We start from the raw sequence: 12,036 nt of genomic DNA, 5'->3' as shown, positions 1-12,036 counted from the left end.
TTACTGAGAGGGACCCTGGGAGCACCGCTTCCACCCAACCAAGAAGGCAGCAATGGAGCGCATCGAGGCCGAACACCCCCGGCCACGTCATTTCCTACTTCACCTGAGTGACCCCCACTTGCTGGGGGGTCCGCAACCGTTGCACGGCGTCGTGGACAGCGAAGCCCTGCTCAGGCAACTCTTCGACGAGGTCCACGCCTCCGGTGCCCGCCCCGAAGCCGTGATCTTCACCGGCGACCTGGCTGACCTGGGGGAACCGGAAGCCTACGCCAAGCTCCGCGCGATCGTTGATCCGGCCTGCAAGGCCCTCGGGGCGAAGGTCATCTGGGCGATGGGCAACCACGACGACAGGGCCAATTTCCGCGCCGGGCTCCTGGACCAGGCCGACAATGACGCGCCGGTGGACCACAGCTACTTCGTCAACGGGCTGCGCATCATCACCCTGGACACCTCCGTTCCCGGCTTCCACCATGGCGAATTGAGCCAGGACCAGCTGGACTGGCTCGCCGCCGAACTGGCCACCCCCGCCCCGGACGGGACCATCCTTGCCCTGCACCACCCGCCGGTGCCCTCCGTGCTGGATCTTGCCGTGCTCGTTGAGCTCCGGGGCCAGTCGGCGCTCGCCGGCGTGCTGCGCAACTCCGATGTCCGCGCCATCCTGGGCGGCCACCTACACTACTCGACCACCGCAACGTTCGCGGGCATCCCCGTGTCCGTGGCCTCAGCCACCTGCTACACCCAGGATCTAAACGTTCCCGTGGGCGGCACCCGTGGCCGGGACGGCGGCCAGGCGTTCAACCTGGTCCACGTCTACGAGCACACGATCGTGCACTCCGTGGCGCTGCTCGGCGACACGCCGGTAGTCGGCGAGCTTGTCTCTCCCGAGGAAGTCCAGCGCCGGCTCTCGGCCGCGGGGATCGTCATCCCGGAGAAGGCCAAGCTCGAGGCGCCGTCCCGCACGCCGGCGCACCGCCGGTTCACCACCCTGAATTGAGTCACACCCTGAATTGAGTCGCACTCTGAATTGAGTCGCACCCTGAATTGAGACCCGGGACAGTTCCGTGACCTGGTCACGGAACGTTACTTCTCCCAGGGCGCCTTGATCGGGTAGTACTTCTCCAGGAACCCCGTGACCAGTTCGGCCCGCTCTTCCGCCGGGACCTCCGGGAAGCTGCCGTCGTTGAGGCAGAAGAAGTCCATGTTCCGCTTGGCCAGGAGCTTGGGCAGGTAGTTCAGGCCGGCCCGCGCCGTGGTGTCCACGTATTTCACCCTGGCCGCGGTCTGGGTTACGGCCCGGCCGGTGAGCAGCGCGTAGTAGTGGTAAAACGAGTTGGTCACGGAGATGTTGTCCGCGGCCCGGAACCTGCTCGCGGCGGTCTTGGCGAACTCGGCCGGGAACTCCTGTTCCATCTGTTCCACCACGCTGCGCCGCAGCGGCGCCGCCGTGTGCTCCAGGTGCCGGGTGGTGATCCGGCCGAAGCGGTTCCAGAGCAGCTTGCGGTTCACCCGGGCGGCGTTCTCAAAGCCGCTGCGTTCGGCGTCGTTGTCGCCCAGCCCGATCCGCGTCTCGGCCTCAATGAACTTCGTAATCCCGCCCGGGGTGAAGAACATGTCCGGCCCGACCGCGCGGCCAAAGAACATGTCGTCGTTGGAATACAGGAAGTGCTCGGAGAGCCCCTCGATGTGGTGCAACTGGCATTCCACGGCCTGCGAGTTGTGCGTCGGCAGCACCTCAGGGTCGGCGAAGAACTCTTCGCTGCGGACGATCGTCACGCCCGGGTGGTCCGCCAGCCACGAGGGCGTGGGGGAATCGGTGGCGATGAAGATCCGGCGGATCCACGGCGCAAACATGTAGATCGAGCGCAGGGCGTACTTGAGCTCATCGATCTGGCGGAAGCGGGCCTCGTGGTCATCTCCCTCGCCCACCACCACGCCGGCCATGCGCGCGCGGCGGGCCGCGATGTACTCCGGGGAGCTGCCGTCAACCCACGAGAACACGAGGTCGACGTCGAAGCTGATGTCGCTGGCATGGTCCGCGAACATGTTCTCGATGGTGGGCCAGGTGTGGCCGTAGCGTTCCACCGTGCCGCGCACGGCATCCTGGGCCAGCATGGTGCGGCGCGTCAGGGAGTTCTCGATCGGCAGGATCAGCTGGTCGCCCTCGAAGCTCCAGAGTTCCAGCTGCACGCCGGCGGAAGCGCCGAACTCAAGACCGCCTTCCGGCTCCACCCTGGGCCGGTACAGCCGGAAGATCCGGGCCTGGCGGTTCGGCGAAAGCTCGCCGTCGGCCACCAGTACGGAGGACTTCTTCTTGGCGTCCACGCTCATGGAGTAGAACGGCTCGTTGCGGCACGCCTCCACGAGGGCGTGGCGGAGTTCTTTGCGGTCTTTCCAGTCGACTGCCACGACCGGGCGGTGGTTGTTGCCGCGGACCAGCAGGTAGCTGATGCTGGCGTCGGCCAGGACGGAACGCAGGAACATCAGGTCCTCTACCATGGCCTGGAACGGCGTGCGGTTCTCGTTGATCAGTGCGAAACGGCCGCGGTGGCGGACAACGTCGGAGCGGGTCCGGAATCTGGCGACGGCGGCCGCCGACGTGATCTCGGCGTGGGCGTCCGCGGATGCCTGGCTGCCATAGTAAATCTCGTCTTGGATCGCTGCGTCGGTGATGTCTGGATCTCCCGTTTCTTTGAGTGCGTTGGCGTCTACTTGCATGATAACGCGGGCCTCAAAATTGTTGCGGAAAACCGGCCGCGGCCTGGCGTGTGTGACGGCGGAATGTGACGTCAGAAGGCGCCGGCAAACGAGCCGGCGGAACCGACGGCGGAACGGGCCTCAGCCGGTGACGACGGCCAGCCAGTGGTGCAGGAAGGCGGCACCGGCGTCGTCGTGGATCACGTCCTCGCCGAGCCCCAGATCGGCGGCGGTGAGAACCTCGTAGGGTTTCACCGGGATGCCGTCCGCGGGCCGGACATCCACGTGCTTCACGGCGTGGTCGTTGTGGTGCAGCCAGTCGGCCATGGCGTAGTCGGTGCGGGAATCGCCCACCGTCCGCCAGGCCTGCGGCGTGATGCCCTGTGCGGCCAGGAACTCCACCGCGCGGCTCGCGCCCAGGTCCTTGCCCAGCCGCACCGACTCGATGTCGGTGGAGATGATGGTCGGATCGACGCGGAAATCGACCTGGTCATCAGAATCGGGGACGTGGTGGTCCAGCCGCACCACGCCGAGTCCGTGCCGCGACATCAGGCCCATGGCGTCGGCGTCGAAGAGTTCCTGCTCGGCCCGGTAGTCCGGGTTGGCGACGGCAATGTGCTGCTCCACGGAGACCATGGCGCGCTTGGTTTCGTCGTAGAACATGTGGGCGGAGTAGTCCTCGGCCACCAGGCGGCGGACGTCGTCGCCGAAGGCCTGCGGGATGGCGAGCTCGTGATCCACGTGGACCGGGCCGGGGCCCTCCGCGGTGTAGCTGAACCAGACGGCACCCTTCTCGCAGATGGCGTGGATGAGCGTGCCGGCGGGCATGCCGGCGGCGATCATCGGGTCCATGACCTGCTCGCGGATGAACGCATCCGACCGGCCCGTGTTGAAGATGACCGGCACCCCGGCGGCGGCCAGGGCCAGGAGGTCCGCGATGATTCCGGGCTGCACATCGCGGGTGACCGGGCTCGCGATCGGACCGTCGACGTCGAGCAGCAGCGCCAGCAGAGGGGCCGACGGCGACAGAACAGGGGCAGTCTCGGGTGAAGTCATATGGCTATTCTGACAGTCGCCCGGGGCCTTTGCGTGAACTGTGCAGAAGATCGCCGGCCTGGCGCCGGATGCGAGCGGTGGCGGCCGTGTGACAAATGGTTACCGTTTGGCCACAACCTCACGCCGCCCGTGGACAGTGATTCCTTCGGGCGGCCAAGTTCCATAGGCTGGCATGGTGATATTCAAAGCTGTGGGCGAGGGACGCCCGTACCCCGACCATGGTTACACCACGCCCAAGGACTGGGCCTCCCTGCCGCCGCGCCCTGTCCGGCTCGATGAACTGGTGACCACGAAACGCACGCTGGACCTTGAGGCCCTGCTGGCCGAGGACTCCACGTTCTTCGGTGACCTGTTTCCGCACGTCGTGGAATACCGCGGCGTCCTCTACCTTGAAGACGGCCTGCACCGGGCGGTCCGCACCGCGCTGCACCAGCGCACCGCAATCCACGCTCGGGTCCTCGTGATAAATGGCTAGGAAGCCGCGAGACATCACCGTCCTGCACGGGCACCGCGTGGTCAGTGGCTCCGAGCTGCGGGCCACGTTCGTAGAGCAGGAAAATACGGAGGACAACCCGGTCCGGCTGCGCCGCAGGATCGTGCATGGCGTTGTCCTGGTGATGCTTGTGGGCCTGCTTGCGGCGGCGATAATCGTGGCCGTTGCCATCATGAACGGCCAGATCAAGCTTCCCGTGGCGGAGCGGAGCAAGGCTGCGGTCTCGGTATGCCCGGCGGCCACGTACGACTACACCCCGCCGGAGAAGGTCAACGTCAACGTCTACAACTCCACGAGCCGTCCGGGCCTGGCGCGGAGCGTCGCCGACCAGCTCGCCGCCCGGAAATTCATTGTCGGCGCCATCTCGAACACGACGTCGAGCTACCGCGGCGTGGCGCTGGTCGTCTCCGGTGCCGCCGGACAGTCGGCTGCCTTCAGCGTCCAGCGCAATGTGCCGGGTTCGGACTATTTCCAGGACGGCCGCACGGACCCGAGCGTGGACGTCATCATTACTGCCGACTTCAAGGAACTGGCCAAACCGGAACTCGTGGACCAGACGCCGGGCCGGCTCAGCTGCCCTCGCGAGGAGCGGCGGATCGTCGATGACTCCACGGTGCCCCTCTCGCCGACGGCGACACCCACCGCGGGCTAGCCGCGCTCGTCCGGCGCTCCGCAGGTAGTGGGGGGCCGGTACCGCAACCCAGCTGTCGGCGGCTAGCTGCTGGCTGCCCCGCGGACGGGGCGGCCGGCGTCGTCGAACCTGGCCCCGGCTCCCAGCTGGATGAACCGCACTGTCCGGGCGACCCGCGCCTCCGCCTCGGCATCTTGGCCGGCCCCGTCGCCCCGGGCAGCACTCGAGGAGAGCGTGCCGTGGATGAGCTGGGCGAGCTGGGCGATGTCCGACTCGGGAAGGTAGCCCTGGGCCATGCCGTCGCGCAGGATCCCCCGCAGGAGCACACTGAGCTCGCCCACGTGGTCGGCGAGCTTGGCGAACGACGACGGCGAAAGCACTGCCGCCATGGCCGGCCCCGGCGGCAGGTGGCGCCGGCTCAGGTCCTCCACTTGGGCCCGGACGTAGACGGCCAGCCGTTCCACCGGGTTCTCCAGTGCCTCGAGCGATTCGCGCAGATCTAGCAGGAACCGCTCCGTCTCGTCCAGTGCGTAGGCGATAAGGAGCTCTTCGATGTCTGCGTAGTAGTTGTAGACGGCGGTACGGCCGATCCGGGCGTGGCGCGCGACGTCCGTCATGGTCAGGCCGGGCAGCCCGTGGGTGAAGAGGAGTTCCCCGAAAGCGGTCAGGATGCGGCGCTGGGTCTCGGCACGTTGGGCGGCGTTGCTCGCGGCCGAAATCCTAGGCATACGGACACTTTAGCGCGATCTGTCACTAAATCAGGCGGGTGGTGGACTGTGACACGGCCTTCGCGGCTCGTCTCAGTCATCGCTCCCTGAATGCTTGTCGTCACCGGGCTCGGATTTGCCGTGGCCGCCGTGGTCATCCCCTGGTTCGCTGGCCCGGGGGGGAGCCGGTACCGGGACGGGGGAGCGGGCGGTGGTCCGGTCGTCGGGCGCGGGAGGGCTGGTGGGGACGGAAGTGTGGCGGGACCGGTCATCGCTGGCCGAAGGGCTCGGCGAAGGTGCCGGGCTTCGGTCTTCGACGGTGGTCGAAGGGCTGGGCGTCGACGCGGGGGACGCGGACGTGGCGCTGGTGGCGCTGGTGGAGTTCTGCGGCAGAAGCACGGTATTGGCAGGGGAAGTCGACCCGGGCTGCGGGCCGTTCAGGGTCTGAACGTTGACTGCGAGGGCCGCTGATCCGGTGAGGAGGATCCCCGCGGTGGTGAGGACGATGATTGTTTTTGTTTTCATGACTCAACCCTAGGAATTCAACGGAAAGGACAGGTCTTCGGGAAATCCAAGATCTGTCCAAGTTTGCGCACACGGTCGGCCAAACCGCGTGGATTGCCCCGCGAATTGCAGTGGGCAGGAACATAATCAGGTATGCAGATCCTGGTAGTGGAGGATGACGAATCGGTGGCCGCCGGAGTCCTTGAAGGGCTGGGCCGCGCCGGCTTCGGGGCCAGCCACGTCGGAACGGGCGGCCAGGCCCTGGACGTGGTCCGTACGGCCAGCCCGGATTTTGTGCTCCTGGATCTGGGATTGCCGGACATGGACGGAACCGATGTGTGCCGTGGAATTCGTGCATTGACCGCCATCCCGATCATCGTGGTCAGTGCACGGGACGAGGAGATCGACCGGGTGCTGGCGTTGGAACTGGGCGCCGATGACTATCTGGTCAAGCCGTTCGGGATGCGGGAACTTATCGCCAGGATCCGGGCAGTGGCCCGCCGCTCCGACGAGCGGCTCCCGGACGGCCGGACCGGGTCGGTACTGAGTAGGAACATCGGCGGCCTGAGCATTGACCAGCGGTCCCGCCGCGTGGTCCTCGACGGCGCCGAGGTTTATCTGACGGCAAAGGAGTTTGACCTCCTGTACTTCCTTGCGGCGGAGCCGGGCGCGGTGTTCGAGCGGCGTGAAATCCTTCGCGCCGTGTGGGACGGGGACTGGTACGGGACCACGAAGACGGTGGATGCCCACATAGCGGGGATCCGCAAGAAGCTCGGTGATCCCGGCTGGATCGAGGCGGTCCGGGGCGTCGGGTTCAGGCTTGGGGTGCCTGGATGAGATGGAGGCTGATTGGTGCGTTCATGCTCACCACTTTGCTGGTGGTCCTGGTGCAGGACATTCCGCTGGGGAACTATCTGGTCCGCGTTGAGCGTGAGCGACTGACCACCTCCCTGGAACGCGATGCGTTCCTGCTGGCCGGAAGGGCCGGCGATGCGTTGAGGGCCGGCGGCCCCGTGTCTCCGGAGGTGGCCGCCGACGTGCGCCGGTACGGCGAGGCGGGCGGCGCCCGGGTGGTGATTGTCGACGCCGCCGGGACGGCCGTGGCGACCTCGGATGACGACCAGGCCGCCACCGGATCGCCATACAGTTCACGGCCCGAAATTGCCGCCGCACTGGCCGGGCAGATCAACGCCGGGCAACGGTATTCCCAGACACTCGGCCTGGATCTGCTCTACGTCGCGGTCCCCGTCCTCAGCGGTGAGAAGATTTCCGGCGTCGTCCGCCTGACCTACCCTGCCTCAGTGGTGGCCGAGCAGGTGAACGGGCAGCTGCGGACCATCTGGACCGTCGCCGGAACCACGGTTTTGCTCGCCGGCATCCTGGCCTACGTCATGGCCGGTGCCGTGACCAGGCGACTCCAGCGGCTGCGGACCGCCACGGAGCTCCTCGCCGGCGGGAACCTGGACACCCGCACCGATGAAGGGGGAGCGCCCGAACTCAAGGCCTTGGCGGGATCCTTCAACCGCATGGCAGACCGGCTCAAGGACCTGCTCGAGCAGCAACGCGGCTTCGCCTCCGATGCCTCCCACCAGCTCCGCACCCCATTGACGGGGCTGCGGCTGAGGCTCGAGAACGCGGTCGACACAATCCCGACCGACCCTGAAGCCGGCCGAAGCATGGTGGCAGCCTCCCTGGAGGAGACCTACCGCCTGCAGCGCATCATCGATGGCCTGCTGTTGCTCAGCAAGGCTGAAGGCAACTCCGCTGTCCCTGTTACCACGGATCTCGTCGCCGTGGCGAAGGCCCGCAAGGAACAATGGGAAGCGCTCGCGGAGGAGACAGGCGTGCGCCTGAGCCTGGACGGCCCGCCGGCAGCGGACGTCCTGGTCCTGCCCGGGGCCGCTGAACAGATCATCGACAATTTGATCGATAACGCCCTTGCCGTCGCCCCGCCGGGGTCGCTGATCCAGCTCGTGGTTTCCCACGGTGAACAGCCAGGCATCATCGAACTGCACATCCTGGACGAGGGGCCGGGCCTGTCCCTGGAGGACTGCCACCGGGCCTTCAGCCGGTTCTGGCGTGGGTCTCAAAGCGGCGAGGGCAGCGGCCTCGGATTGTCCATCGTGCACCAGCTGGCCCGGGCCAGCGGCGCCGACGCTTCGCTGTCGCCCAGAACGCCCGGAACGCCCGGAACACCCAGAACACCCGGAACCGGAACAGGAACCGCCGGCCTGGACGCCTGTGTGACGTTCAGATCAGCCTAAGGTCACCGGCGGGTCCACCCTGATGTCGGAGCGGCCGGGCGGAAGCCGGCCGCCCGCCGTCGGACGCGTTATCCGAGGATTTCGGCACGCTGTTTGACGGCCGCCACGAACCCGGCCAGGTCTTCCTCGGCGCCGAAGGGGGAGAGGATGAAGGGCCGCAGCGGACCGCTGATTTCATCCCTGACTGCCAGGAGCGTCATGGCGTCCAGGGGCGTCAAGACAAAAGTGCGCCTGAACGCCCCGAGCCGTGGCAGGATGCCCCACGTCCAGGTCATGACCTCGCCGGGGATCTGTTCAACCCGGAGGCGGACGCTCGTGCTGCCAGCATGCCGGGTGCGGACCCGGATGGTTCCTCCGTTCCGGAGCTCGCCCGTCACTTCCGCGATGCCGGATGGCCACACCGCGAAGTTGCCCGAATCGGTGATGATCTCCCAGACGGTGGAGCCCCGGGCATTGATCAGGCTTTGGGCCTCAAGGGGTGCCATGGGCCACAGGGTACCGGGCGCCGGTGAACAGCTGGGGGCAAGGGCGGGCACCGGCCACTCTGCGATGGCGGACGGCTCGATGGTAGGCGTGACGGTGGCGTCAGGAGGCCGAGGTCCGTCGTAGGCTGAATCCACACGTGACGGACAGGAGGCTGAGATGGCGGAGACGCTGACGGAGACGACGGTGGCCGGGGTAATGGCCGAGCTGGCCGCGCTCGAGGACCCGCGGGCACGCGCGGTGAACGAGAGACACGGGGACGACCACGGTGTGAACCTCAGCAAACTGCGCGCGGTCGCGAAGCGGCTGAAGACCCAGCAGGAACTCGCCCGGCAGCTCTGGAAGACCGATGACACGGCGGCGAGACTCCTGGCCATCCTGGTCTGCCGCCCGAAGGCCTTCGAGCGTGACGAACTGGACGCCATGGTGCGCGAGGCGCGCATCCCCAAGGTCCACGACTGGCTCGTGAACTACGTGGTGAAGAAGAACCCGCACGCCGAAGCGCTGCGCGTCGCCTGGTCCGCGGATCCGGATCCTGTGGTCGCGAGTGCCGGCTGGGCGCTGACCACCGAACGCGTGGCGAAGGAGCCCGGGGACCTCGACCTCGCAGGACTGCTGGATGTCATCGAGGCGGAGATGAAAGACGCCCCGGATCGCCTGCAGTGGGCGATGAACCACTGCCTGGCCCAGATCGGGATCGAGCACGCCGGGCACCGCGCCCGTGCGCTCGACATCGGTGAGCGCCTGGAGGTGCTCAAGGACTACCCGACACCGCCGAACTGCACCTCTCCCTTCGCGCCTATCTGGATCACCGAGATGGTGCGCCGCCAGCAGGACACGTAAGAAGGTTCAACGCCGCAGCAGGTAGTTGGCCACGCCGTCGGGGTTTGCCAGGGCGATGAGGTGCCCGCCGGGCACGACGTCAGGCTCCACGTGGAGGCGTTCGCGGGCGATCCGTCGCTGGAAATCCACTGGAAAGAACCGGTCTGCCTCCCCGGCAAGTACACTCGTGGGGATATCGGGCCAGCCCGTAAAGTCGCATACCGATTCGAAGACAGCGTTTGCTTCCGGGCGCTGATACGGTGCCCCTTCGGCCGCGACCTCCGGCGGGACATCGTGCAGGAAGTAGGTGTCTGCGTCGAACTCGGTGCTGTACCCGTGGGCCTTCGCAGCGTCTTGCTGCGCTGCGGCCCAGCCGGTGTCGTCCCACCAGGAGCCGGGGGTCTCGCCCGGTACGGGGATCATCGCATTCACCAGGACGAGGCCTCTGACAGAAGCCCTTTCGCACACGAGCGGGGCGGTGAAGCCACCCAGCGACTGGGCAACGAGGACCACGTCGCGGCGCCCGCCGATGGCTTCGAGAACCAGCCGGGCGTACTCAGGGAGCCCCGCGCCTTCATCGTCGCCGGGCAGATCGACCGCCAGGGCTTCGTGGCCGGCCTGCTGAAGCAAAGGAACGACGCGGCTCCAGTACCAGGCTGAGCCGCCCGCTCCCGGTACCAGCACGAACGCGCTCACTGAAGTACCAGCCAAACGCCGAGCCAAACGCCGACGGCGGGACCCAGGTCCCGGACTAGCATGCGGCGGCCATTGGACCGATTTCGTTTCAACGCCGATCTCATCTCCCCATTCTTACCCCGTCCGCAGGGACACGGCACCCCTGCAAGCGACCCTCACCGCAGCGGGGACGCACATCCCGCAACGAGTGACACCACAAATGCTTGACGTGACACCACTCTGGTGTCACCATGGTGTTCATGGAACTCGGACAGTACGTCATCGACCTTCAACGCCAGCTAGTGGATGCCGCGGAGAACGGCACGGAGGACACCCGCGCCGTCGCCGAGCGGCTCGTCGGCGGACTCGTTGCCGCGGCGCGGCTGGTGCTGCTGGACGTTCTGTCGGCCGCCGCGGGCGAGATTACGCGAGACCTCGCACCCGGATCGGTTGACATTCGGCTGCGCGGACGCGAGGTCGAGTTTGTAGTTACCCAGCCAAACACCGAAGCTGACAACGATGAGCGGCCCGCTGCGACTGTCGACCTCGACGACGTGAGCACCTCGCGCACCACGCTCCGCCTGCCGGACGCGCTCAAGGCGCGGGTGGACGAAGCGGCAGCGGCCGACGGCATGTCCGTCAACACCTGGCTGGTCCGTGCGATCGCAGCCGCAATCCAGCCCAAGCAACGACGATCCGCGCAGCGCACGCTGCGCACCGGTGACAACTTCGCCGGCTGGGCCCGCTAACCCGCCCAGCCCACCACACTCACCACCCACCAACCACGCGAACCCGCGGGGTAGTACGAACACGCGCAGAGAAAGGTAACTTCAGCATGCCCACTTACAACACCACCGCCCCAATCGACCTGGCCATCAACCTGCAGGTCGGCGGGATCGAAGTCTTCGCCAGTGACCGCGCCGACACGGTCGTGACCGTATCGGCGACCAACCCTGAGAAGACGGTCGACCGCCGAGGCGCGGAGGAGACCACGGTCGACTTCGACGGCCAGCGGCTCACCATTGTGGGCCCGCGGCCCCGCCTCAGCTGGTTCGGCCCCACCGAGTCGGTCGACGTGAAAGTCGAACTGCCGGCGGGGTCGCGGCTCACTGCCGAGATCGCCGTCGGCGGCGTGCGCACGGTGGGACGCCTCGGCGCAACCCGCATCAAGAGCTCCATGGGCCGTGTGGATGTCGACACCACCGGCGACCTGTGGCTGCGTGCCTCGCACGGCAACGCGACCCTCGGTACCGCCGAGGGTGGGATCGAGATCACGGCCGACCACGGTCAGATACGGGTCGGCACCGTCACCGGAGACGCGATCCTCAAGGCCTCGCATGGCACCATCATGGTCGGCCAGTCCGGCGGCGACCTCGACGCCAAGCTCTCGTACGGCGACCTTGAAATCACGAAGGCGCTCGCCTCCGTTGCGGCGAAGACCGCGTACGGCAGCATCCAGCTGGAAGAGGTCTCAAGCGGTTCCATCCAGGTCGAGAGCGGCTTCGGCCAGGTCACCATCGGCGTGCGGCCCGGCGTCCCCGCCTGGCTAGACCTGTCCTCGAAAGAGGGGCACGTGCGCAACGAGCTCGCTGGCGACAGCGCTCCCGACGCGTCCGTGCAGACGGTCGAAGTGCGTGCGCGCACCCAGCACGGCAACATCCACATCCAGCGCGCCCGGTGACCCCGGGCATCCAACGGAAGGGAACG

14 protein-coding genes are annotated in these 12,036 nt (G+C 67.1%); 8 read left to right on the top strand and 6 right to left on the bottom strand.

Annotated elements, in window-relative coordinates; translation table 11 throughout:
* The first annotated feature begins 52 nt into the window (after positions 1–52).
* A complete protein-coding gene (locus tag AC1DDO_RS05890) occupies positions 53–994 on the top strand; it encodes a phosphodiesterase (protein ID WP_476869600.1) in 942 nt (313 codons plus the stop codon).
* Between the two features lie 86 nt (positions 995–1,080).
* Here AC1DDO_RS05890 and AC1DDO_RS05885 read toward each other — a convergent pair whose 3' ends face one another.
* The gene (locus AC1DDO_RS05885) at positions 1,081–2,715 is read right to left on the bottom strand and encodes a stealth family protein (RefSeq protein ID WP_476971616.1); all 1,635 of its coding nucleotides are present in this window, start codon (positions 2,713–2,715) and stop codon (positions 1,081–1,083) included.
* 120 nt (positions 2,716–2,835) lie between these two features.
* Positions 2,836–3,750: a hypothetical protein gene (locus AC1DDO_RS05880; RefSeq protein ID WP_476869598.1), complete on the bottom strand. Its 915-nt coding sequence runs from the start codon at positions 3,748–3,750 to the stop codon at positions 2,836–2,838.
* A 175-nt stretch (positions 3,751–3,925) separates the two neighbouring features.
* On the opposite strand from AC1DDO_RS05880, the gene AC1DDO_RS05875 reads away from it, so the two are divergent.
* Together AC1DDO_RS05875 and AC1DDO_RS05870 are read left to right on the top strand one after the other, a co-directional pair.
* Positions 3,926–4,225, top strand: a complete 300-nt coding sequence (locus tag AC1DDO_RS05875; RefSeq protein WP_476869612.1) for a type II toxin-antitoxin system VapB family antitoxin — start codon at positions 3,926–3,928, stop codon at positions 4,223–4,225.
* Entirely contained in the window at positions 4,218–4,895 is a 678-nt protein-coding gene (locus tag AC1DDO_RS05870) for a LytR C-terminal domain-containing protein (RefSeq protein WP_476971615.1), read from the top strand. The genes AC1DDO_RS05875 and AC1DDO_RS05870 overlap by 8 nt, the downstream gene beginning before the upstream one ends.
* A 62-nt stretch (positions 4,896–4,957) precedes the next feature.
* On the opposite strand, the gene AC1DDO_RS05865 is transcribed toward AC1DDO_RS05870, so the two are convergent.
* Positions 4,958–5,602 carry a TetR/AcrR family transcriptional regulator gene (locus tag AC1DDO_RS05865; protein ID WP_441408033.1) on the bottom strand — a complete coding sequence of 215 codons (645 nt, stop codon included), beginning with the start codon at positions 5,600–5,602 and terminating at the stop codon, positions 4,958–4,960.
* 72 nt (positions 5,603–5,674) lie between these two features.
* Positions 5,675–6,106: a hypothetical protein gene (locus AC1DDO_RS05860; protein WP_476869596.1), complete on the bottom strand. Its 432-nt coding sequence runs from the start codon at positions 6,104–6,106 to the stop codon at positions 5,675–5,677.
* Positions 6,107–6,238: 132 nt separating this feature from the next.
* Between AC1DDO_RS05860 and AC1DDO_RS05855 the strand changes: the two genes are divergently transcribed.
* Together AC1DDO_RS05855 and AC1DDO_RS05850 are read left to right on the top strand one after the other, a co-directional pair.
* Entirely contained in the window at positions 6,239–6,922 is a 684-nt protein-coding gene (locus AC1DDO_RS05855) for a response regulator transcription factor (RefSeq protein ID WP_441408031.1), read from the top strand.
* A 23-nt stretch (positions 6,923–6,945) separates the two neighbouring features.
* A complete protein-coding gene (locus AC1DDO_RS05850; protein WP_476971614.1) occupies positions 6,946–8,349 on the top strand; it encodes a sensor histidine kinase in 1,404 nt (467 codons plus the stop codon).
* A gap of 68 nt (positions 8,350–8,417) precedes the next feature.
* Here the strand turns inward: AC1DDO_RS05850 and AC1DDO_RS05845 are convergent, their stop codons facing one another.
* Positions 8,418–8,834 (bottom strand): SRPBCC family protein, encoded by a 417-nt coding sequence (locus AC1DDO_RS05845; RefSeq protein WP_476971613.1) that lies wholly within the window; start codon positions 8,832–8,834, stop codon positions 8,418–8,420.
* A gap of 157 nt (positions 8,835–8,991) precedes the next feature.
* On the opposite strand from AC1DDO_RS05845, the gene AC1DDO_RS05840 reads away from it, so the two are divergent.
* On the top strand, positions 8,992–9,675 hold the full coding sequence (locus AC1DDO_RS05840; protein WP_476971612.1) for a DNA alkylation repair protein: 684 nt from the start codon (positions 8,992–8,994) through the stop codon (positions 9,673–9,675).
* Between the two features lie 6 nt (positions 9,676–9,681).
* Here the strand turns inward: AC1DDO_RS05840 and AC1DDO_RS05835 are convergent, their stop codons facing one another.
* A complete protein-coding gene (locus AC1DDO_RS05835; protein ID WP_476971611.1) occupies positions 9,682–10,350 on the bottom strand; it encodes an alpha/beta fold hydrolase in 669 nt (222 codons plus the stop codon).
* A 239-nt stretch (positions 10,351–10,589) separates the two neighbouring features.
* Between AC1DDO_RS05835 and AC1DDO_RS05830 the strand changes: the two genes are divergently transcribed.
* The gene (locus AC1DDO_RS05830; protein ID WP_476971610.1) at positions 10,590–11,078 is read left to right on the top strand and encodes a histidine kinase; all 489 of its coding nucleotides are present in this window, start codon (positions 10,590–10,592) and stop codon (positions 11,076–11,078) included.
* 86 nt (positions 11,079–11,164) lie between these two features.
* Positions 11,165–12,010, top strand: coding sequence for a DUF4097 family beta strand repeat-containing protein (locus AC1DDO_RS05825; RefSeq protein ID WP_476971609.1), 846 nt, complete (start codon positions 11,165–11,167; stop codon positions 12,008–12,010).
* Positions 12,011–12,036: the final 26 nt, after the last annotated feature.

This window comes from Arthrobacter sp. 10N43 (genome assembly GCF_056394525.1).
This window is presented reverse-complemented; position numbering and strand designations above follow the sequence as displayed.